The following is a 21,188-nucleotide window of genomic DNA, read 5'->3' as shown; positions in this document are numbered from 1 at the left end:
TCCCGGGTTCAGGCGGCCGGGGCGGCGCTGCCGGCGACGACCTCGGGACGCAGCAGGGCCTCCAACCGTTCGGCGGGCAACAACCCCTTCTCCAGGACGAGTTCGGCCACACCGCGTCCGGTGGCGAGGGCCTCCTTGGCGATGTCGGTGGCCGCGGTGTAGCCGATGTACGGGTTGAGCGCCGTGACCAGGCCGATGGAGTTCTCCACCGCCGCGCGCAGCACCTCGGTGTTCGCGGTGATCCCGGCGACGCATCGCTCCGCGAGGGTGAGGCAGGCGGCCCGCAGATGGGCGATGCTCTGCGACAGCGCGTGCAGGATGACCGGCTCGAAGGCGTTCAGCTGGAGCTGTCCGGCCTCCGCGGCCATGGTGATGGTCACGTCGTTGCCGATCACCTGGAAGGCGACCTGGTTGACGACCTCGGGGATCACCGGGTTGACCTTGCCGGGCATGATGCTCGAACCCGCCTGCACCGGCGGCAGGTTGATCTCGCCGAAGCCGGCCCGCGGCCCGGACGACAGCAGGCGCAGATCGTTGCAGCTCTTGGAGAGCTTGACGGCGATCCTCTTGAGGACTCCCGACATCTGCACGAAGGCACCGCAGTCCTGGGTCGCCTCGACCAGGTTGGCGGCGGTGACCAGCGGCAGTCCGGTGATGTCCGAGAGATGGCGTCGCACCGACTCCGCGTAGCCTGCGGGGGCGTTGAGGCCGGTCCCGATGGCGGTGGCACCGAGGTTGATCTCGTGGATCAGCTCGACGGCCTCGGCGAGCCGGCCCCGGTCCTCCTCGATCATCACCGCGTACGCCGAGAACTCCTGGCCCAGCGTCATGGGCACCGCGTCCTGGAGCTGGGTCCGCCCCATCTTCAGCACGTCGCGGAATTCGACGGCCTTGGCCGCGAAGGTGTCCTGGAGGACGGCCATCGCTTCGAGCAGCCCGCGCACCGCGAACACGGTCGCGATCTTGACGGCGGTCGGGTAGACGTCGTTGGTCGACTGGCCGAGGTTGACATCCTCGTTGGGGTGGAGGTGGGCGTACTCGCCCTTGGCGTGTCCGAGCAGTTCGAGGGCCCGGTTGGCGACGACCTCGTTGGCGTTCATGTTGGTCGAGGTGCCGGCGCCGCCCTGGATGACGTCGACGACGAACTGGTCGTGCAGCATGCCGTCCCGGATCTCGCGGCAGGCGGCGACGACGGCCGCCGCCTTGCGGGGTTCCAGCAGCCCGAGTTCCTCGTTGGCGCGGGCGGCGGCCTCCTTGACGGCGGCGAGGGCGTCGATCAGGTGCGGGTGGGCGGAGATCGGGGTGCCGGTGACGGGGAAGTTCTCCGTGGCGCGCAGGGTGTGGATGCCCCAGTACGCGTCGGCGGGGACGTCACGGTCTCCGAGCAGGTCGTGTTCGCTGCGCTGGGCTGCGCCGGTCATGGCTGTGCGTCCTCTTCCGGGAGCGGTTGTTCAGGCGGACGTGGGGTGCGTGAGCGGGTCGAGGGCGCGGGCCGGCCGGACGCTCCCGACCACCTCGCCCCCGCCGAGGAGCGGCGCGCCCGCGAACTCGGTGAGCGCTGCGGGGTCGACCCCGCAGCGCGCCAGGGCGGCGGCGGTCACCGGGACACGCGCCCGGTCGGCGCCGTCGGCGATCTTCACGGCGACGGCCCGGCCGTCCGGCAGCGCGGCGACCTGTACTCCTTCGAAGCCGTCCTTGGCGAGCAGGCCGGGCACGGCACGCATCAGCGCGGCGACGTCGCGGCCGGCTCCGGAGGCCATCTCGGCGTGCTCCCGCATGGCGTCGGCGACCCTTGCCTCGGGGGTGCCGGGCGCAGCGGTGGTCATCCGGGCTGCGGCGCGGGCCAGCCCGTGCAGCGAGACGGAGAACAGGGGCGCGCCGCAGCCGTCGACGGTGGTGCGGGCGACGGCCTGGCCGGTGAGGTCCTCGACGGTCTCCGCGATCGTCCGCTGGAGCGGGTGCGCGGGGTCGAGGTAGTCGTCGAGCGGCCAGCCGTTGAGGCGGGCGGTGAAGAGCATGGCCGCGTGCTTGCCCGAGCAGTTCTGGGCGAGCCGCGAGGGCATGCGCCCCTCGCGGACCCAGGTTTCCCGCACGACGGGGTCGAAGGGCAGGTCGGGGACGTTGCACAGCCGGTCCTCGGGCAGTCCGGCGAGTTCCAGGACGCGCCGGGTCCCGGCGAGGTGGCGTTCTTCGCCGGAGTGGCTGGCGGCGGCCAGCGAGAGAAGTTCGCCGTCCAGGGGCAGTCCGGCCCGCAGCATGGCCACGGCCTGGACGGGCTTGAGCGCCGACCGGGGGTAGAAGGCGGCCTCGATGTCGCCGATCTGGAGTTCCACGCCGCCGTCGGCGGCGAGGACGACCACGGATCCGTAGTGGATGCCCTCGATCACACCGCCGCGTACGAGGTGGGCGACGGGGGCGTGCAGCGGTTCGCGCACGGAGGGGGCCGCGGCGGGCCGGGCGGGGTGGGTCAGGGGCGGGTGGGTCAGGGCCCGGTTCACGCGTCGGCTCCTTCGGGTATCGCGGCGGGCCGCGCCGTCGGGGCGGGGGCGCCGTGCTGCGGTACTGCTCGCGGGTCCTGCTCGCTCACGTCCGGGGTCCGCCTTCCGTGGCCGGGTCCGCGGCCTCCGGGCGCACGATGGAGGTGAGGGTGGTCTCGACGCGGTCGAGGTGGTGGGACATCGCCTGGACGGCGTCGCGCTCGGAACCGTCGATCAGAGCCTCGACGATCGCGCGGTGCTCGCGGTTGGACTGCTCGCGCCGGCCGCCGAGTTCGTTCAGGAACGCCGACTGGCGGGCCAGAGCGTCCCGGATCTCCTCGATGACCCGGCGGAAGACCGGGTTCTGCGACGCCTCGGCGACGGCGATGTGGAAGATCGTGTCCATCGCGACCCACGCGGTGGTGTCGGTCTCCCTTTCCATCCGTCCGAGGAGGTGGGCGAGGTGGTCGAGGTTCTCCGGGGTGCGTCGGACGGCCGCGTATCCGGCGACGGGGATCTCGACGTGCCGGCGCACTTCGAGCAGGTCGCTCGCCGCGTAGTCGCCGAAGGTGGGGTCCTCGACCGCGCTCGCGACGACGAAGGTGCCCTTGCCGGTGCGCGACACGGTCAGGCCCATGACCTGCAGGGCCCGCAGGGCTTCGCGCAGCACGGGTCGGCTGACTTCGAGGCGGCGGCACAGCTCCGCCTCGGAGGGGAGTTTGTCGCCGATGGCGTAGTCGCCGCGCTCGATGGCGTCGCGGAGGTGGGTGAGCACCGCTTCCATGGCGCTGACGCGCCGCGGTACCGAGCCACCTGTCTGGCTGTCTGACAGGTTCACGGTGGCGATGATCCGTGGGACGGAGGCGCGCTGTCAAGCGGCGGGCGAGGCGAGCCCGGCGTGAGGCGAAACGGATCAGGGGGTGTGAAGCCGGAGAGCCGGCCTCACACCCCCTGATCCGGAGGCCTGTGGACTCAGCTGTCGAGAGCCCCGGTGGTCAGCAGCCCGAACAGCAGCACACCGATGACCAGCCGGTAGATCACGAACGCGTTGAAGGAGTGCTTGGCGACGAACTTCAGCAGCCAGGCGATCGAGGCGTAGGCGACCACGAAGGACACGACGGTGCCGACGACCAGCGGGGCGGCGCCGACGCCCGCGCCCAGGGCGTCCTTGAGCTCGTACAGGCCGGCGCCGGTCAGGGCCGGGATGCCGAGGAAGAAGGAGAGGCGGGTGGCCGCCACGCGGTCCAGGTCCAGGATGAGCGCCGTGGACATCGTGGCGCCCGAACGGGAGAAGCCCGGGAAGAGCAGGGCGAGGATCTGCGAGCTGCCGACCAGCATGGCGTCCTTGAAGGAGGTGTCGTCCTCACCCCGCTTGTGCCGCCCCATCTGGTCCGCGGCCCACATCACACCGCTGCCGACGATCAGCGAGGCCGCCACGACCCAGAGCGAGGCGAGCGGGCCCTCGATCAGCGGCTTGGCGGCGAGGCCCACGACGACGATCGGGATCGTCGCGTAGATGACCCACCAGGCGAACTTGTAGTCGTGGTGCTGCCGCTCCTCCTTGTTCCGCAGGCCGCGCCCCCAGGCGGAGACGATCCGCACGATGTCCTTGAAGAAGTACACGAGCACGGCGGCGATCGCGCCGACCTGGATGACCGCGGAGAACCCGACGACGGCGTCGTCGTCGACGGGGATGCCCATCAGGCCTTCGGTGATCTTGAGGTGACCGGTCGAGGAGACGGGGAGGAACTCGGTGACCCCCTCGACGGCTCCGAGGACGACGGCCTGACCGACGTTGATGACGCTCATGGGATCCAGTTCTGAGGAGTTGGTCGACAGTGCTGTAGACGGTACACGGCGCACTCCGACCTATCCTCGGCGACGCCCGGCACCTACATCCACAAAGCTTGCGCAAACGAGACCCCGGCGAACGCCGCGCCCAGACCGGCCGTCACGCTCACGATCACGTTGGCCGCAGCGTAGAACCCCGCCCCCGTCTCCGTCAGCCGCACCGTCTCGTACGAGAACGTCGAGTAGGTGGTCAGCGCGCCGCACAGGCCCGTGCCGATCAGCAGTTGCAGGTGCGGCGAGGCGTGCCCCGCGGCGGCGGCGCCGGTCAGCAGCCCCAGGACGAGGGAGCCCGTCAGGTTGACGACGAGGGTGCCCCACGGGAAGACCGAGTCGTGCTTCGCCCGGACCGCCCGGTCGGTCAGATGGCGCAAGGGTGCGCCGACCGCGGCCCCCATGATCACCAGCAGCCAGTTCACAACGACTTCTCACCTTCCCCGCCCCCGAGAAGGACGATCTCGTGGTCGACGCGGACGATCCGTCCGCCGGTGGCGATCTCTTCGAGCCGCGTCGGGAACGGCGGCTCGAGGTGGAGGGTGTCGTGCTCGCCGGTGAGGACCGTCACGCGCAGGGCATCGGCCGTCCGCCCCCTCATCGCCGCCTCCCCGCCACGGTGCGGCGGGTCATCGCCCCGGCGAGCCGGACCGCGGCGAGCGCCGCGAACAACGTCGCGACGAGGTAGCCGAACCCGGTCCAGGGGCGCCCCCCGTCGACGAGTCTCTGGATGTCGACGACGTACGTCGAGAAGGTGGTGAATCCGCCGAGGACCCCGGTGCCGAAGAAGGGGCGCACCAGCCGGTGGGCCGCCCACACGTCGGTGATGAGGACCATGAAGACGCCCATCACGGCACAGCCGAGAACGTTCACCCAGAACGTGGTCCAGGGGAACCCGGCCGTCTCGGCGGGCCACAGGCGTGCGGCGCCGTAGCGCGTGGTCGCGCCGATCGCGCCGCCGAGGGCGACGATCGCGACGACCGGCCCCTGGCCCTGCCAGGGGGACGCCGTCCGCGCGGGCGTGCGCACGGGAGCGCCGGGCTCCTCGACTCGTTCGGGACGTGGGGCTGCCATGGGCGCACTTCTCCTACTCGCCGGGCCCGGACGGCTCCGGGCGCACTTCGTCGCAAGTAGGGACCGTTGGCGGCAGCGGTGCCACGGTTCGGGTACGGCGGGCCCCACCGCCGCGCCGCGACGCAAGATCGCGACCGCCGGACAGCCTAACGCCGGGAGGACGGTCCACACACACGAGGCCCGGTCCATGACCACCCGACAGGGCTCCGGCCTTCCGGAGCCGAGAGATCATTCCCTCCCGTCGGACAGGTCGGCGGCCGTCGAGGCCCACGGATCACCTCGTCGCGGCGGGAAGGGTCCTGATGTCCGGCGGGACCTGACGGATCACCCCATGACGGCGCGCATGGCGCCCGGCCGCCGGGTCTCGACGGATCACCCCTGGCGCGGCAGGCACCGCCCCGGCCGCCCGCGTCGGCGGATCACTCCGTCGCGGCGGGCAGGTCACAGACGCCGAGCCCCCGCTCCCACAGGCTCCCGAGGATCAGCCGGCCGTCGGCCTCACAGGCACTGGTGACCATGCGGAACCGGGAGCGGCGACGGGCCAGGTGGTGCAGCACATGACCCTGCTCGTCCACCGCGAGTGCGCCGATGGTGCCCGGGGGACGGAACGGCGCGCGGACCGCGATCCGTGCGGCGGCGCGCCGCACGGCGGGCCCTGTCCGGTGCAGCAGTTCCAGCGGGGCGACTCGGGGTCCGGCGAGCGCCACCCAGATCGGGCCGCCGGGGGCGCGCCAGAGGTTGTCGGGCTGGCCCGGCAGATCGTCGACGAGGGTCTCGGCGCTGCCCTCCCTGGGACCGCCGAGCCAGTAGCGGGTGAGCCGCCGTGCCCCGGTCTGCGCGAGGACGAGGAAGGTCTCGTCGTGCGCGGCGACGAGCCCATTGGCGAACTGGAGGCCCTCCAGGAGCACTTCCGGCTCCTTCTCCCCCGGCGCCAGGCGCAGCAGCCGGCCCGTTCCGGTGTGCTCGACGAGGTCGCCGATCCACTGTTCCAGCGGGTGACTGCGGCTGGAGACGGTGAAGCAGACGGTTCCGTCGGAGAGCGCGGTCACGTTGCTGCAGAAGCGCAGGGGTTCGCCCGCCACGCTGTCGGCGAGGACCCGTACCGTGCCGTCGTCGAGCGCGACGCGCAGCAGCCCCCGCTCGGCGTCGCACACCAACAGGTCGTCGTCGGTGACGAGTTCGAGGCCCAGCGGCCTGCCGCCCGTCTCCGCCAGCACCTGGACGCGGGTGCGGCCGGAGTCCGCGAGCCCTTCGACGCGGACGATGCGGCCGTCCTCCAGACCGGTGAGCACCCGGCCCCGCGAGTCGGCGACCACGTCCTCCGGCCCTCGGCCGCCGAGCGGCACGAAACGCCGGGGCACCAGACGGGACTCCTCCGGCCATGCCGCCTGCGTCCGCTGCGACTTCGCGCCCACGCCCCTACCAACCCTTCTCGAAGAAAAGACCGACCTCGGCGATGCGGTACTCGTCACGGCTGTAGAAGGTGCGCCGTCTGACGCGTTTCGCCCGCAGCAGTCCGACGCCCGTGAGCAGATCGAGGTGGGTGCGCGCCACCGCCCGGCTCACGCCCAGCTTCGCGGCCAGGGCCTCCGGGCTGATGCCGTCCTCGACGAGGTCGCCGTGGCGTTGTACCGGGAAGTGCGCGACGGGGTCCCGCAACCACTCCAGTATGTCCAGACGTTGTCCACTGACGGGAGCCCTCAGCATCTCGTCCCCCTCCGTCACGGCGGTCTCCCGCTACTGTCCCGCAGCACGGGGCGGCACGCACGGCGTTCCGCTTCTCTGGCCGGGGCCGATCGGGCGGACGGCCCGGCAGGGCGCATTGCGCTGCCGTCACGGCCCGGCCGGCGCGCACGGGGGCCGGGCCGTGACGGCAGCGGTGGCCGAACATCGCCGTGCCTGGCCCCCTCATGGGTGAGGGGGCCAGGCACGGCTGAGCCCCCTCACCTGTCGGGAGGGGGCTCGGGCCGTGATCGGTCAGCAGACCGCGGGCGGGACGCTCTGCTCGTACTGGAAGACGTTGTCGGGGTCGTACTTCGCCTTGATCTTGCGGAGCCGGTCGAAGTTGTTCCTCCAGTAGGCGGTTTCCCAGTCCTGCTGCGCGATGTTCGGCACGTTGACGTAGGCGCCGTCCACGTAGGTCCGCAGGGCCTGGCTGAACTCGGCGATCCAGGCCTGGCACTGCGAGGTGAGCGGGTCGCAGACGCCCGGCTGGTCGCTGCGCTTCCCCCAGCCGACGCCGGGTTCGGCGTAGAAGAGCGCGTCGCGGTGCGGGAAGGCGGTGCCGCCGCGGGGACTCTTCCTCACGTTCCCGCCGAAAGCCTGGACGAAGAAGTTGCTGTCATCGGTCGGGGCGCTCTTGATGAACGAGTCGACGATGCCGATCGCGTCGCTCGGGAACGGCTTCCTGGTGAACTGCGAGTGGAACTTCCAGTTCGCCGGTTCTTGCTCGATCGGAATCTGGAATCCCGAGTACACGTCGCCCCAGTTGCCGACCTGCGTAGTGACCGTCGGGGTGTCGATCGACAGGATCGGGTCCAGCAACTTCTTCGTCTCGTCCGGCGTTCCTTCGGGAAGAACCCCGAACAGGAAGATCTGGTTCCGGTGGATCTCGAGCTGGGTTCCGAGGCGGGCGTCGGTGGTCGGTGCCGTACGCTGATATTCCTCGAAGATGGGGCGGAGGTTGTTGTCGATGTTCTGCCACGTCGCCTGGAGATAAGTGACGCTCCTCAGCGGAGTCACTCTGTAGGTCAGTGATGTGACGATGCCGTAGTTGCCGTTCCCCGCGCCGCGCAGCGCCCAGAGCAGGTCCGAGTTGTGGTTCAGGTCCGCCTTGATCACCCTGGCGCACTCCTTGCCCGCCGGCACGACGATCTCGGCCCCCACCAGGCTGTCGCAGGCCATGCCGAGCCAGCGGGTGAGGAAGCCGAATCCGCCACCGAGCGTGGCACCGGACAGGCCCACGCTGCCTTCGGTGCCTGTCGTCACCGCGAAGTTCTGCTTCGCGAGCGTGGTCACCGCTTCCTCCTGGTTGAGCCCGGCGCCGACCGTCGCGATACGCGACTTGGTGTCGACATGCACCGACTTCAAGTCGCTGATGTCGATCACGAGGCCGTTGTCCACGTTCGACCAGCCCTCGAGGGCATGGCGACCGCTCCGCACCCGCACCGCCACGTCGTTCTGCCGCGCCCACGTCAGGGCGTTGACCACGTCGTGGGTGTTCTGGGCGAAGACGATGACCAGCGGATAGTGGGAGAAGAGTTGGTCCCAGCCGAGGCGCGCGTCCGTGTATCCCGAGTCCTCGGGGCGGACGATCCGGCCGGTCAGCTTCGCCGGCGCGCACCCCGCCCCGTACCCCTCACCCCCGGATGCGCCGGTCACAGCGCTCGCACCGGGGGCTTCGGCTGCCGCGGCGCCCGACACGACGACCGCACCGGCACCGGCGACGGCCGTCGCCTTGAGCAGTCCGCGACGGGAGAAATCGTTCACGGTTCATGTCCTCTCGACCACCAGAACGCGCAAATCGGTTCTTTATAGATGATTTAGGCGAAGTGGACGGTAGCAATGCCCCATGCGGGGAACCGTCCCGACACGCTCGCAACCAGCACCAAGGCGTCCGATGCCGCCGCTCCCCGCCCCTCGTGTCAGCCTCGCCCGGACGAAGCGTCAGCGCGGCGGCGAACCGGGCCGAGGCTTCTGGACATCGGCACCAGCGGGACGACCCGGACGCAGATCCATGCGAACGCCAACCTCAACGCGATCGGCCAGTTCTACGGCACCTTCCAGGAACTGCGCGCCGTCCTCGACCCGCTGCTCAAGATCGGCACGACCGAGGAATCCGACCGCATCGGCGCTTCCGTTCGTCAGGTCACGCCCGGTGAGGCGAGCGAACTGCTGAGCGCCACCACACCGATCGCTTTGCCACCAAACCGGCGATCCTGGACTCCCGCACCCTCCTGACCGATCAGCAGGTCGGCGCGGCAGCCGAGCGCCTGCTGGAGTGGCCCGGCAGCAACAACGAGGACGGAGCCGGGTTCGCCATGCTCGCCCTCGGCGGTGAGATCAACGAGGTACCGCCGAACGCGACCGCGTTCGTACACCGGAACGACCTCTTCGTCCTCGCCGCCGAGCCCTCGTGCGGGCCATGTCGACGGGGTGCTGCTGGTCTCCAGCCACTCCGGCGACCCGGTCGCCGAGGAGCTGCGTGAGGCGGGGGTGCCGATGGTCGCCTGCGGCAAGCCGATCGGGCTGGGGTCCAGGGTCAGCTATGTCGCCGCCGACGACCGGGACGGCGCCCGCGACATGGTCGGTCATCTGCTGTCGCTCGGGCGGCGCCGGATCGGCACCGTGACCGGTCCGCTCGGCACACCGGGCGGCGTCGAGCGTCTGGCCGGCTACCGGGAGGTGCTGTCCGAGGCGGGCGTCGAGGCCGACGACCGTCTCGTCGTCTCCGGAGACTGCAGCCGGGCCGGCGGCGAGGCGGCGGCCGAGCGGCTCCTGGAGCAGGCAACCGACGTGGACGCGGTGTCCGTCGCCTCGGACCTGATGGCACAGGGTGTGCTGACCGCCCTGCACCGGGCGGGCCGCCAGGTCCCGGAGGACGTGGCCGTGGGCGGCTTCGACGACTCCCCCGCCGCCACCGCGTCCAGCCCGGCCCTCACCACGATCCGCCGGACCTGGGACCGCATCAGCGCCGAGATGGTGCGGGTGCTGCCGGCCGAGATCGGGGGCGAGGATCCCGCGGCGGTGATCCTGCCGACGGAGCTGGTGCGGCGCGAGTCGACCTGACGCCGGCGGTAGCGCCCGGATTCGGCTCCGCGGCCCCGGCGCGACCGGTCAGGATTCGAGAAGCCGCCCGGCACTTCGGCGATCTAGCGTGAAGGCGTCGGCGGGAGCACCGCCGGCGCTCGGAGCGCCCCCGTAGGCCACGGGCACCACGCAGGACACGTACCACGAAGGAGTCGTCATGACCGACGGTCTCAAGACCATCGTCTATCCCGTCAAGGACCTCACGCAGTCCAAGGCGCTGTTCACCGCACTGCTCGGCGTGGACCCCTACGCCGACGAGGCCTACTACGTGGGCTTCCGGACCGCGGGGCAGGAGGTCGGCCTCGATCCCAACGGCCACGCCAAGGGCATGACGGGACCGGTTCCGTACTGGCACGTCTCCGACCTCAAGGCGACGCTGAAGGGGCTGCTCGACGCCGGGGCGGAGACCCTTCAGGACGTCCAGGACGTGGGCGGCGGCAAACTCATCGCCTCCGTGAAGGACGCGGACGGCAACCTGATCGGGCTCGTGCAGGATCCGGCCGCCTGACCGTCGGCCGCCGGACGCCCGGAACACGGGTGTGGAAGGCCGGGCACGGGAACCACCGCTTGAATGCAGCCGCACTAGTTGCACGGTCAACGAATGGCCGGATCTCTGTTACCGTTCAGTTATGGCAACGGAAACGTCCGACGCCCGGCTGGAAGACCAGTGGCGGGACATCCTCGCGGTCCACGCGCGCACGATGTGCGAGATCGACCGCGCGCTGCATCCTCACGGCCTCGGCGCGAGCGATTTCGAGGTGCTCGACATCCTCGCCTCACGCGTCGCGGAGCCCGGCGAGCTGTGCCGCGTCCAGAACATCGCGGGCCAGGTCCACCTGAGCCAGAGCGCCCTGTCCCGGCTGATCGGCAGGCTGGAGAAGGAGGGCCTGGTGGAGCGCACCGTCTGCCAGGAGGACCGGCGCGGCGTGTGGGTGGCGCTCACCCGGCAGGGACGCGACCTGCACTCCGAGGTGCTCCCGCTGCAGCGGGCGGTCCTCGCCCGGATGCTGCACGACTAGGACCCGTTCACCGAGGAGCGCGGACGGCGGTCGGCCCCGCGTCGGCGACGTGCGGTTCCCGACGGCGTTCACCGCGTGGCAGGCCACGACGCGAGCCCGGCGGAAAGCACGTGGTGGCGCGGACCGCCGGGCTCGTGGGCTGCGCGGACTTCCGGGTCCCGGCAAGGTCTCGGGTCGGCGTGCTCAGTCCGCCGGCCGGGCCAGCAGGGTGCGGACGCCTTCCGAGGTGAGCGTCAGGCCGTGCGGCGAACTCGCGTCGATGGTGAGTGCCAGGTCGCCCGAGGGCCACTGGGAGGCGAGCGCCCCGAGCGGCACCAGCCGGTAGCGGGAGACGGACGGCAGCAGCTCGGCCATCTCCAGTTCGGAGGTGAACACCGGCACCACCTGGGCGCCGCCCGGCTGGTCCAGGACGGGCAGCGCCACGGCCGAGGGGTCGGCCATGCCCTCCTCGACGGCGTCGTCGGGCACGGGGACCAGCACGTCGCTGCCCGCGAGCGTGTCCAGAGCCGCCGTGTCCTCGGTGTTCTCGGCGAGGGCGTTCAGGGCCTCCTGGGCCGGTGTCGGGGCGGCCTTGAGCCGGTCGTGGTTGTTCGAGGGTGTGTCCATGGCAGATCCCGGATAGTCGCGGACGGGACACCCGGGACACGATCGTTCCCGGGCGCAACGCCCGACGCGTACCCACCCTGGTGCGCGGCAACCCTCGTGATCGCTTCCGGGCAGGAGCAGGACGCTCCTGGACGGCGGTCCGAGCCGGTCGCGGCCCGTGCGGGGTGCCGGGTCCAGGCCCTCGGGACCCGGGCCCGGCACGTCCGCCGCGGCACGGTGCGGGTTCGCTTTCGGTACTGCGCGTTCCGCGCATCGAGACCGGGACCGTCACTTCAGGTACGGGCCGTCGCTCCCGATCTTGCCGGGACCGTCGAGCACATAGACCCGGAGGTTGCCCTTGCCCGGTGCCGCCACCGTGAGCGTGCCGTTGGAGACGGTCTTCACGTCACCCGTGACGGCGTCCCGGTAGGTGCCGTTCGGAATGCCGGTGTAGGTGGCGTCCCCGGTGACGGTGACGAGGGCGAAGCTGTCGGTGGACCCGCTGGTGTAGCGGCGCTTGAAGGCCATCGAGCCGGTGATGCCTTCGGTGGAGTACTGGCCCGACTGGAGCGCAGGGATCGCGCGGCGGATCCGGTTAAGTCGCTGGAGGTGCTTGACCAGCGGCTGGTCCAGGGTGGTGGCGACCTCACCGCTCGCCGAGTCGGCCTTGCCGAACTCGGACGCCGTCACGGACCCGGCGAGGTGGTCGCCGTAGTAGGCCCGGCCGGTGGTCGCGAGCGGGCACGTGGGCCCGCAGTCGATCTGCTTGCCCTTCTGGAACTCGATCTCCGAGCCGTAGTAGAGGGTCGGGATGCCGCGGAAGGTCCACATCAGCGACATGTTCTCGGCCCAGGCGTCGGTGCCTCCGCTGTAGCGGGTGCTCGACTTGTTGGGACCGTAGTCGTGGCTGTCGACGTAGACGACGTTGTACGTGGCGTCGTTGACGGAGTCGTCCGAGTCCTTGCCGTTGTTGTAGGCGTTCTGCGCGTCGCTGAAGTTCATGTGCATGCGCATGTCGATGATGTTCATTCCGCTGAACCGGCTGTGGTCCGGCGCGTGGTAACTGTTGCCGCTGAGGAAGGCGTTGGTGGACGTGGGCTGGTTGCCGGTGCCGAGCTGCTCCTCGTAGTCGTACTGCTCGATGGCCGCGGTCGCGTCGTCGGCGCTGTACTCCTTGCGTTCCTTCCACGTGAAGAACTGTGCCGAGTGGTTCACGGAGCCGCGGTTCCACTTGTCGTTGACGAAGGCGCCGACCTCGCCGAAGACGAAGAAGTTCCGTGCCGCCTCCGCTCCGAACCGCTGGGTGACGCGCTCCTGGACGGCGGGCAGGAAGCGGCGGTTCCAGGTGACGCGCGGGATGTGTACGGCGGTGTCGACGCGGAATCCGTCCACGCCCATGTCGATGTACTTGTCGTAGGCGCCGATCAGGTAGTTCTGCACGGGCGCCGATTCCGTGTTGAAGTCGGCGAGATCCTCGTGCAGCCAGCAGGAACGGGAGTCCTCTCCCTCCCAGTTGCCGATCCAGCACTGGTGGTAGTACGTCTTCGGGAACATGCCCGACGTGGGGCTCGGCCACTGGCAGTTGTACAGGGTGTAGCCCTCGGCGCTCTTGCCTCCGGTGGGCTTGCCCCAGTTGACGCAGGTGTTGCCGGAGGGTTCGGCCGTCGACCACAGATCGCCGTTGTAGTACGACTTCCCGGACTTGGGCTCGACGGTGAGGCCGTCGTACTCGAAACCGTCGTTCTTCTCGTCGTAGTACCAGCTCCACTGGGAGTCGCGCACTCCGTACACCGTCGGGGTGAACAGGCCCTTGGCACCCCAGCGGGAGCTGTGGTTGTAGACGACGTCCTGGTAGATCTTCATGCCCTTGGCGTGGGCCGCGTTGATCAGGTCCTGGTAGGAGGCGCCGGCCGACTCCAGTCGCGGGTCGACCTTGTAGAAGTCGTAGCCGTGGTAGCCGTGGTAGTCGTAGTCCGAGCGGTTGAGGACCACGGGCGTGATCCAGACCGCGGAGAACCCGAGGGCCTTTATGTAGTCGAGCTTGTCGACCAGGCCCTTGAAGTCGCCGCGGAACATGGGGTCGTCGTTGGCTGCGTTGCCGGATTTCACGTGCTGGCTGCCGCCACGGTTGTTGGAGCTGTCGCCGTCGTAGAAGCGGGCGGTGAGGACGAAGTAGACGGGGTCCTTGCGCGGATCGGTGCCCAAGGGGGTGCCGGCCGCGGGTTCGGTGGCCTTCTCACCGGTCGTGACGGTGGCCTCGGCCGAGGCCGGTGACGTGTTGCCCGCAGCGTCGACGGCCTTCACCGTGTACGTGTAACTCGTCTTCTCCTCCAGACCCGTGTCGGACCACACCGTCGAGCCGACATCGGTGACGAGCGTGCCCTGGGTGCCGCCGGTGCGGGTCACCTGGTACTTCGTCACCGCCCTGTTGTCGGTGGCCGGGCCCCAACTCACCACCACCGACGTGCCGGTGGCGTTCGCGGTGACCTCGGTGGGCGCGGTCGGGGCCTCGGTGTCGGGCGCCTCGGCGGCGCACGGGTCCTTGGCGCCGGTGGTGACCTTCTGGTTCTGTACGGTCGTCGTGCCGGTGGGGATGGTGTAGTCGGCGCTGTTGTTGTTGTCCCAGACGCCGTTGCCGTTGTTGAACGCGGCCTTCAGCGAGGTGGCCGTCCCGATGTCGAGGGTCTTCTTCCACCAGCCGGTGCAGGCCGCTTCCATGCCGAGGCCGGGGACGGTCGTCCAGGAGCCGCCGGCGGGCGCGTAGTGGATGTTGGCGGTGGTCCAGCCGGAGGTGGCGGTCGAGTAGTAGACGGTGGCCTGGTTGCCGCTCCCGGTGCCGCCGTCGGCGCACGGGTCGCTGTGCGCGATCACCCCGTCCTTGACGGTGATGTCGCCCGTGCCCAGGGCGTAGTTGCTCCCGCCGTTGTTGTCCCAGGTGCCGCTGCCGTTGTTGAAGGTCGCCTGGAGTCCGGTGGCCGATCCGAGGTCGACGGTCGCCTCGACCCAGTCGGTGCAGGCGGTCTCCATCCGCACGCCGGGGACGGTGGTCCAGGATCCGCCGTCGGGCGCGTAGTGCAGATAGGTGGCCGGCCAATTCTTGGTCTTCGTGTAGTAGAAGACGGTCGCGCTGTTCGACGCGGCTGCGGCGGATGTCATGGGGGCAGGGTCGTCGCCGGGCGGGACCAGCCCGAACAGTCCGAGCGCCGTCACGAAGGCGAGGAGCGGGCGCAGCAGCAGGGGTGGGGGTCTACGTCTCATCGCGGGTCTCCAACGGGAGCCGGGGAGTGGGGAGCTGCAGTGCAAGAAGAACCGGAAAGTTCCAGAAAGCCCTTGCAGGCGGAAGCTACAGGGACATGACAGAGACGTAAAGAGATCGCGCAGCGCCGGGTACGCGGTGCCGTTCTGACGCCCTCGGCGGGGGCTCGGGCCGAGGGCGTCGCCGGGTCGGGGCGGGTCGGTGATTCGCAAGCTCGGGTGCCGACACCGGCACCCGAGCCCCACCCACGGTCACGGCCCGTGGGCGGTGAGCGACTCGGTCAGGACAGTTCGGCGGCGAGCACCTCGGCCACGGTGACGACCCGGATCAACGGCCGGTACAGGTCCATCACCTGCAGTGCCCCGGCGTGTGCCGTGTCGTCGGCACCCGCGCAGGCGTCCGCCACCACGAGGACCTCGACTCCCGCGTCGGCGGCCGCGAGCGCGGTGGACAGGACGCAGCAGTCCGTGCTGACGCCAGCCAGGACCAGCGGTCCCCCGGTGCCGAGGTGCCCGGCCAGTTCCGGCGTCCACTTGCCGAAGGTCGTGGCATCCACCTGCTGCGCGGCCCGCACCGCGAGCCCGTCCACCAGGTCCCACAGCGGGGACTGCGGTGGCCGGCGCGCGAAGGGCCACCGGTCGTAGTACGCCCGCCAGGCACCGGCCGGCTCCTCGGGCGCGACGAAGCGGGTGAAGACGACCCTGTCACCGAAGGCCGGCAGCAGGCGGCGTACGCCGTCGGCGGCCTCGTCGAAGCGGGGCGTGGCCCACGGACTGCCGGGCTCGGCGAAGACACGCTGCATGTCGATGACCGCGAGCAGCCCGCCCTCCGCGCTGCTCGCCCCCTCTCCCCCGGGGGGACCCCCGCCCACACGGTGACCGTCCCGTCGCCGCGGACCGCTGTTCACGCGCGGACGGCCTCCGCCCCGGCGGCCGGGCTCGGGTCCAGTCGTTCCTGCGCCTTCACGCGGCCGACCCCGAAGGCCAGGGTGCCGAGGAAGCCCAGGGTCAGCGCGACCAGGACGCCCAGATTGGCGTAGGCCCAGTCACCGTCCCTGCCGCCGAGACCGAACGGGCCGAGGAAGTAGCCCTGCCATTCCAGCCAGCCGGCCGCGGAGTTGGTGACCAGACCCCAGCCCAGTGCGGTGGCGACGACGGTGAGCAGCAGCGGCTGGAGCGGCACGTCGCCGTACCGGCCCCTCCTGCGGAACAGGTCGCCCTCGTCGTAGTCGCGGCGGCGCATCGCCAGGTCGGCCAGCATGACCCCGCACCAGGCGGCCACCGGGACGCCCAAGGTGGTGAGGAAACCGATGAACTGGCCCAGGAAGTCGTCCGCGAAGAACACGATGTACACGGAGCCGGCCATCATCAGCACACCGTCGACGAGCGCCGCCAGACAGCGCGGCACCCGCAGCCCCGCGGACAGCAGTGCGAGCCCGGAGGAGTAGATGTCCAGGACCGCGCCGCCGACCAGGCCGAGCACGGCGACGACCGCGAAGGGAACCAGGAACCAGGTGGGCAGGATCGTGGTGAGCGCGCCGATCGGGTCGAGGGCCACGGCCTTGCTCAGCTCGTCGGAGGACCCCGCGAGGAGGAGGCCGAAGACGAGCAGGAGCAGCGGCGCCACCGAGGCTCCGAAGGTGGTCCAGCCGATCACGCCCCGGCCGGACGAGGAACGCGGCAGATAGCGCGAGTAGTCGGCGGCGGCGTTGACCCAGCCCAGGCCGAACCCGGTCATCATGAACACCAGCGCGCCGATGAACTCCTGCGCGGACCCGGCCGGTACGGCGCTCACCGTGTGCCAGTGGATGTGGTCGGTGACCAGCCCGATGTAGACGACGGTCAACACGCCGGTGACGACGGTGATCACGGTCTGCAGACGCATGATCAGGTCGAAGCCCATCACACCGCCGACGACCGTCAGCGCGCCGACGACGACCAGCGCGACCACCTGGGTCCCGGTGCCGCCGCCGTGCCCGAGCCGCTCGAAGACGGTCGCGGTGGCCATGGTCGCGAGCGCCGTGAGCACGGTCTCCCAGCCGACGGTGAGCATCCACGAGATCACCGCCGGCAGACGGCTGCCCCGCACCCCGTACGCGGCCCGGCCGAGCACCATCGTCGGCGCTGAGCCCCGCTTGCCCGCGACCGCGACGAAACCGCACAGCAGGAAGGAGAAGACGATACCGATCACTCCGGCGACCAGCGCCTGCCAGAAGGAGATGCCGAAGCCGAGCGCGAAAGCACCGTAACTGAGCCCCAGGATCGAGACATTGGCCCCGAACCAGGGCCAGAACAGTGTGCGCGGAGTGCCCTTGCGCTCGCTGTCGCGGATCACGTCGAGACCGTGCGCCTCCACCTGGAGCGGCCCGCCCGCGGAGCTGCCGGTGGCGTCCGTGAAGCCGGCCATCATGGACCTCCCCCTCTGGACGTGTCGGCGCGAGGCTAGGTGGAGGCTCCCGGACCGTCAAGGGAGCCTGATGAACGGGCCGGTGACCCCCTCCGGCCGGTAATCTCCGTGCCCCACGATGAGAAGCTGTGCCCGAACCGGCGTACTGAAGGTCGAGGGGCAGCGAGCCACCGAGCCCTTCCCTACCGGAGGTACCTCACCCGTGACCATCACGAAGGCAGCCCCGCCCCCGGTCGACCGCGGCGACGCGGACGACCGACAGGGCCCGCGTGGCTGGCAGTTCAACTCCCCCCTCGTCCTGACGATGGTCCTGCTCCTCGTGGTGGCTGCGCAGGGACCGGTGCGGCAGGCGTTGTCCGCGCCGGTGATGCAGAGCTGGATGACCGTGTTCGTCGCGGTGGTGGTCCAGGCGCTGCCCTTCCTCGTGCTCGGCGTACTGCTCTCGGCGGTGATCGCGGTGTTCGTGCCGCCGACGTTCTTCGCCCGCGCGCTGCCGAAGCGACCCGCCCTCGCGGTGCCCGTCGCGGGGATGGCCGGTGCCGTGCTGCCCGGCTGCGAGTGCGCCTCCGTGCCGGTGGCCGGGGCGCTGGTGCGACGCGGTGTCACTCCGGCGGCGGCGCTGGCGTTCCTGCTGTCCGCTCCCGCGATCAACCCGATCGTGCTGACCGCGACCGCGGTGGCCTTTCCCGACGACCCGCGGATGGTGCTCGCCCGGTTCGTGGCGAGTCTGCTCGTGGCGTGCGCGATGGGCTGGCTGTGGCAGCGGCTCGGCCGCACCGACTGGCTGCGCCCGCCGTCCCGTCCCGCGCACGAAGGCCTCGGCAAAGGGGCAGCGTTCTGGGGTTCGGTGCGGCACGACGTCATGCACGCCGGAGGCTTCCTGGTGGTCGGCGCGATGGCGGCGGCCACGCTCAAGGCCGTCGTCCCGGCGAGCTGGCTGCACGCGGCGGCCGGCAACCCCGTGGTGTCCGTCCTCGCCCTCGCGGTCCTCGCCGTGCTGCTGTCGATCTGTTCCGAGGCCGACGCGTTCGTGGTCGCGTCGCTGTCGCAGTTCTCGCTCACCGCGCGGCTGGCGTTCCTGGTCGTCGGGCCGATGATCGACCTCAAGCTGTTCGCCATGCAGGTCGGCACGTTCGGCCGCGGATTCGCCCTGCGGTTCGCCCCGGCCACGTTCGCCCTGGCGATCACCGTGTCGGTCCTGGTCGGGGCGGTGCTGCTGTGAACCGTCAGGCACAGGCGGCGGTCCTCTTCCTCGTCGGCGCGGCGGTCCTCCACGCGGGCGCGACCGACCTCTATCTCCGGTACGTGAAGGCCGGGTTGCGCCCCATGCTGCTGGGGGCCGGCGTCGTGCTCATCGCGGCTGCCGTCGCCACCGTCTGGTACGAGATGCGCGGTCGGGGCGCCCCGTGGCGGAGGGGCGCGCGGGCCGCCCACGAGGCGGGGCACGCCGACGGGAACCGGCACGAGCGCACCGCCACCGCCGACGCGGACGGGAGTCGGCACGAGCGCACCGCCGCCGATGCCGACGGGCACCGGCACGGGCAGGCAGTCGAGGACGCGAACGACGCGGACGGCCACGGCCATTCCCACCGCGAGCCGCTCGTCTCCTGGCTCCTCGTCCTCCCCCTGCTCGCCCTGATCCTGGTCGCCCCGCCCGCCCTGGGCTCCTACAGCGCCCTGCGCACCGGTACGGCACTGCAGAAGCCGCTCGCCTATCCGCCGCTGGGCGATCGCGACCCGCTCCCGATGAGCCTGGTCGACTACGCGGGCCGCGCCGCCTACGACCACGGCCATACGCTCGTCGGCCGGCACATCAGGATCACGGGCTTCGTCGCCCTGGACCACGCCGGAACGCCGTACCTGGTGCGCATGGCTCTCAACTGCTGCGCCGCAGACGCCCAGCCGGTCAAGGTCGGTCTGAGCGGCCGGATCCCGCCGGTGCTGCGGCCGGACGGCTGGCTCGAAGTGACCGGCACGTACACCGACAGGCGGAGCAAGGACCCCGTCAACGGCGGCGTCATCCCGTTCCTGGACGTCAGCAGTGCGAAGCCGGTCCAGTCGCCGCGGGACCCGTACGACGAGAGCTGGAACAACTGAGCCCGGCTCACTACAGCCCCGGGTGTGTCGACCTCACTCCCGACCAGGCACAAGGGGCCCGGTACCCGAACCATCGCGCGGGCATATGCTGCCGCAGATCATGTGCGGTGAGCCTGAGGGGGCGTGTCATGGGTGCGGAAAGAGCGACGAGCGGTCGAGCCGTTTCGGACGGGGTGGACGAGGCCTGGTACCTGGACGACGTGGACGATACGGAGCACGGCGGCTCCGTATGGCGGCGGCGGCTGTCCTGCCTGGTGGTCGCGGTGGCGGTCCTGGCCCTGATGGCGGGCGGCCTGGTCTGGCTGTTCCGGGGCGAGTTGTTCCATCCGTTCGGGGACGACCGCGCCTGTGCGGGCAGCGACATGCAGCTGCCCGGTGTGATCCGGGCCGGGGGTGCACCGATTCCCACCGGTGCCTCCGACGTCCACTACTTCACCAGGAACGGCAGCGCTGCGGTCACCTTCGAGAGCAACCAGATACCGGACTACCTCCGCCGCGCGGGCATCCTCCCGGAAGGCAAGCCCCTGTTCGACGAGAAGTACGGCGCCAAGGGGGTCGCCGATGACGAGATCGAGCTCCCCGAGGGTCTGTGCGGGTCTCCCCTGCGGGGCCCGGTCTGGATCTACGACTCCACGAGCGCCACCGGTTCGCGCGTCAGCGTCACGGTCGAGGTCTCTCCCACGCTCCGCGACGACTTCCGCTTCCCGGCCCGTGCTGTGATCACCTACACCCTCGCGTGACGCGCAATCGGAGCGATCTCCTCGTACGCGTCTGTGGATCGAGTCATCGCGAGCTCACTCGCGCGCCCTGTTGCCGCCTCACCTTCGCCGAGCCCGCCGTCGCGCGCCGCTGACGGCGCAGAAGCAGCACCATCACCGTGCAGACCACCACCGGCACGGTCACGAGCACGGTCCACCACGGGATGCCGAGCCACACCGATGCGGCCCCCACGCCCACGCCGACGCAGATGTCGCTGAAGGCCAGCCACCTGCCGTACGGCTCCCAGACGAAGGGCGCGTAGGCGGTCGGTCTGGCCAGGCGGACCGTGCCGAACACCAGCGCCTGGGCCGCGAGGAGGACGAGGAGGACGGCCAGGGCGGCGTTCCCCTGACGCTCGTCGCGGGGTGCGTCGGAGGTGTTCTGGCGGACGCCGTCCTTGCTGAGCACGACGATGTCGCGGCGCCATCCGGTCGCGGTGACCTCGTCGCCCCGGTGCAGCTTGTCGAAGAGCGGTCCGGAGTCGCTGAATCGCACGACCCTCTGCCAGGAGTCGTCGCCCTTGTCCTCGAGGGTCGCCTTGTAGGCCGTGACCTTTCCTGTGAACGTGGACTCAGCCTTCGTGACGGTGAAGTGCCAGGTGGTGAGGCAGTCCTTCGCAGCCACCTCCTGCGGGGTCGCCCGCGTCGGGCACGGCTCGGCTGCCCGGTAGTGCTCGTAGCGGTCCTGTTGGCCCGGCACCCACACCGCGAACGCCAGGTAGCTCAGCACCGCCCCCATCAGAGACAGCACGATCAGTGCCATGCCCGTGAGCCGCGCCCGGCCCGCCGCCTTCGGGTCGGGATTGTCCCTCTTGCCCGTCGTGGCCCACGCCCGCTGTCCCATTGCCGCCCCCTCCACCCGTTC

21 protein-coding genes and 1 pseudogene are annotated in these 21,188 nt (G+C 70.7%); 7 read left to right on the top strand and 15 right to left on the bottom strand.

Features of this window, described 5'->3' with window-relative positions:
• Positions 1–8 precede the first annotated feature (8 nt).
• The 10 genes from aspA to ACZ4IF_RS35390 all read right to left on the bottom strand — a co-directional run bounded on the left by aspA (position 9) and on the right by ACZ4IF_RS35390 (position 8,882).
• Positions 9–1,421, bottom strand: coding sequence for an aspartate ammonia-lyase (aspA, locus tag ACZ4IF_RS35435; RefSeq protein ID WP_467570493.1), 1,413 nt, complete (start codon positions 1,419–1,421; stop codon positions 9–11).
• Between the two features lie 30 nt (positions 1,422–1,451).
• Positions 1,452–2,498 carry an asparaginase gene (locus ACZ4IF_RS35430; protein WP_467570490.1) on the bottom strand — a complete coding sequence of 349 codons (1,047 nt, stop codon included), beginning with the start codon at positions 2,496–2,498 and terminating at the stop codon, positions 1,452–1,454.
• Positions 2,499–2,583: 85 nt separating this feature from the next.
• The gene (locus ACZ4IF_RS35425; protein ID WP_467570488.1) at positions 2,584–3,315 is read right to left on the bottom strand and encodes a FadR/GntR family transcriptional regulator; all 732 of its coding nucleotides are present in this window, start codon (positions 3,313–3,315) and stop codon (positions 2,584–2,586) included.
• A 134-nt stretch (positions 3,316–3,449) separates the two neighbouring features.
• Positions 3,450–4,286: an undecaprenyl-diphosphate phosphatase gene (locus ACZ4IF_RS35420; RefSeq protein ID WP_359490642.1), complete on the bottom strand. Its 837-nt coding sequence runs from the start codon at positions 4,284–4,286 to the stop codon at positions 3,450–3,452.
• 83 nt (positions 4,287–4,369) lie between these two features.
• Positions 4,370–4,744: a fluoride efflux transporter CrcB gene (crcB, locus tag ACZ4IF_RS35415; RefSeq protein WP_359490644.1), complete on the bottom strand. Its 375-nt coding sequence runs from the start codon at positions 4,742–4,744 to the stop codon at positions 4,370–4,372.
• Entirely contained in the window at positions 4,741–4,920 is a 180-nt protein-coding gene (locus tag ACZ4IF_RS35410; protein ID WP_467570484.1) for a hypothetical protein, read from the bottom strand. Before ACZ4IF_RS35410 ends, crcB begins: the two co-directional genes overlap by 4 nt.
• A complete protein-coding gene (locus ACZ4IF_RS35405) occupies positions 4,917–5,393 on the bottom strand; it encodes a fluoride efflux transporter FluC (RefSeq protein ID WP_467570482.1) in 477 nt (158 codons plus the stop codon). The genes ACZ4IF_RS35410 and ACZ4IF_RS35405 overlap by 4 nt, the downstream gene beginning before the upstream one ends.
• Before the next feature lie 419 nt (positions 5,394–5,812).
• Positions 5,813–6,757 (bottom strand): SMP-30/gluconolactonase/LRE family protein, encoded by a 945-nt coding sequence (locus ACZ4IF_RS35400; RefSeq protein ID WP_467570570.1) that lies wholly within the window; start codon positions 6,755–6,757, stop codon positions 5,813–5,815.
• A 55-nt stretch (positions 6,758–6,812) separates the two neighbouring features.
• A complete protein-coding gene (locus tag ACZ4IF_RS35395; protein WP_467570567.1) occupies positions 6,813–7,100 on the bottom strand; it encodes a winged helix-turn-helix domain-containing protein in 288 nt (95 codons plus the stop codon).
• A 270-nt stretch (positions 7,101–7,370) separates the two neighbouring features.
• On the bottom strand, positions 7,371–8,882 hold the full coding sequence (locus tag ACZ4IF_RS35390) for an FAD-binding oxidoreductase (RefSeq protein WP_467570479.1): 1,512 nt from the start codon (positions 8,880–8,882) through the stop codon (positions 7,371–7,373).
• 75 nt (positions 8,883–8,957) lie between these two features.
• Here ACZ4IF_RS35390 and ACZ4IF_RS35385 point away from each other — a divergent pair, with 75 nt between their 5' ends.
• The 4 genes and pseudogenes from ACZ4IF_RS35385 to ACZ4IF_RS35370 all read left to right on the top strand — a co-directional run bounded on the left by ACZ4IF_RS35385 (position 8,958) and on the right by ACZ4IF_RS35370 (position 11,221).
• Complete coding sequence (locus ACZ4IF_RS35385; RefSeq protein ID WP_467570477.1) at positions 8,958–9,353, top strand: hypothetical protein; 396 nt, start codon at positions 8,958–8,960, stop codon at positions 9,351–9,353.
• Between the two features lie 177 nt (positions 9,354–9,530).
• Positions 9,531–10,181, top strand: a pseudogene (locus tag ACZ4IF_RS35380) (LacI family DNA-binding transcriptional regulator); the annotation flags it as partial.
• Between the two features lie 178 nt (positions 10,182–10,359).
• Positions 10,360–10,710, top strand: coding sequence for a VOC family protein (locus tag ACZ4IF_RS35375; protein ID WP_359496080.1), 351 nt, complete (start codon positions 10,360–10,362; stop codon positions 10,708–10,710).
• A 121-nt stretch (positions 10,711–10,831) separates the two neighbouring features.
• Complete coding sequence (locus tag ACZ4IF_RS35370) at positions 10,832–11,221, top strand: MarR family winged helix-turn-helix transcriptional regulator (protein WP_095932470.1); 390 nt, start codon at positions 10,832–10,834, stop codon at positions 11,219–11,221.
• Between the two features lie 183 nt (positions 11,222–11,404).
• On the opposite strand, the gene ACZ4IF_RS35365 is transcribed toward ACZ4IF_RS35370, so the two are convergent.
• From ACZ4IF_RS35365 to ACZ4IF_RS35350, 4 genes are all read right to left on the bottom strand, one after another.
• Positions 11,405–11,827 carry an SseB family protein gene (locus ACZ4IF_RS35365; protein WP_467570473.1) on the bottom strand — a complete coding sequence of 141 codons (423 nt, stop codon included), beginning with the start codon at positions 11,825–11,827 and terminating at the stop codon, positions 11,405–11,407.
• A gap of 267 nt (positions 11,828–12,094) precedes the next feature.
• Positions 12,095–15,064 carry a carbohydrate binding domain-containing protein gene (locus tag ACZ4IF_RS35360; protein ID WP_467570470.1) on the bottom strand — a complete coding sequence of 990 codons (2,970 nt, stop codon included), beginning with the start codon at positions 15,062–15,064 and terminating at the stop codon, positions 12,095–12,097.
• Positions 15,065–15,342: 278 nt separating this feature from the next.
• Positions 15,343–15,933 (bottom strand): cysteine hydrolase family protein, encoded by a 591-nt coding sequence (locus ACZ4IF_RS35355; RefSeq protein WP_467570467.1) that lies wholly within the window; start codon positions 15,931–15,933, stop codon positions 15,343–15,345.
• 32 nt (positions 15,934–15,965) lie between these two features.
• Positions 15,966–17,468, bottom strand: coding sequence for a purine-cytosine permease family protein (locus ACZ4IF_RS35350; RefSeq protein WP_467570464.1), 1,503 nt, complete (start codon positions 17,466–17,468; stop codon positions 15,966–15,968).
• A 202-nt stretch (positions 17,469–17,670) separates the two neighbouring features.
• On the opposite strand from ACZ4IF_RS35350, the gene ACZ4IF_RS35345 reads away from it, so the two are divergent.
• The 3 genes from ACZ4IF_RS35345 (at position 17,671) to ACZ4IF_RS35335 (ending at position 20,305) form a co-directional block, all read left to right on the top strand.
• Positions 17,671–18,690, top strand: coding sequence for a permease (locus ACZ4IF_RS35345; protein WP_467570461.1), 1,020 nt, complete (start codon positions 17,671–17,673; stop codon positions 18,688–18,690).
• The gene (locus ACZ4IF_RS35340) at positions 18,687–19,565 is read left to right on the top strand and encodes a TIGR03943 family putative permease subunit (RefSeq protein ID WP_467570459.1); all 879 of its coding nucleotides are present in this window, start codon (positions 18,687–18,689) and stop codon (positions 19,563–19,565) included. Before ACZ4IF_RS35345 ends, ACZ4IF_RS35340 begins: the two co-directional genes overlap by 4 nt.
• 128 nt (positions 19,566–19,693) lie before the next feature.
• Entirely contained in the window at positions 19,694–20,305 is a 612-nt protein-coding gene (locus tag ACZ4IF_RS35335; protein WP_467570456.1) for a hypothetical protein, read from the top strand.
• Between the two features lie 43 nt (positions 20,306–20,348).
• On the opposite strand, the gene ACZ4IF_RS35330 is transcribed toward ACZ4IF_RS35335, so the two are convergent.
• Positions 20,349–21,167 carry a hypothetical protein gene (locus tag ACZ4IF_RS35330; protein WP_467570452.1) on the bottom strand — a complete coding sequence of 273 codons (819 nt, stop codon included), beginning with the start codon at positions 21,165–21,167 and terminating at the stop codon, positions 20,349–20,351.
• Between the last annotated feature and the right edge of the window lie 21 nt (positions 21,168–21,188).

The organism is Streptomyces sp. NPDC025784 (assembly GCF_055558435.1).
Note: the sequence above shows the minus strand (reverse complement) of the source record. Positions and strands in the feature narration are given on the sequence as shown.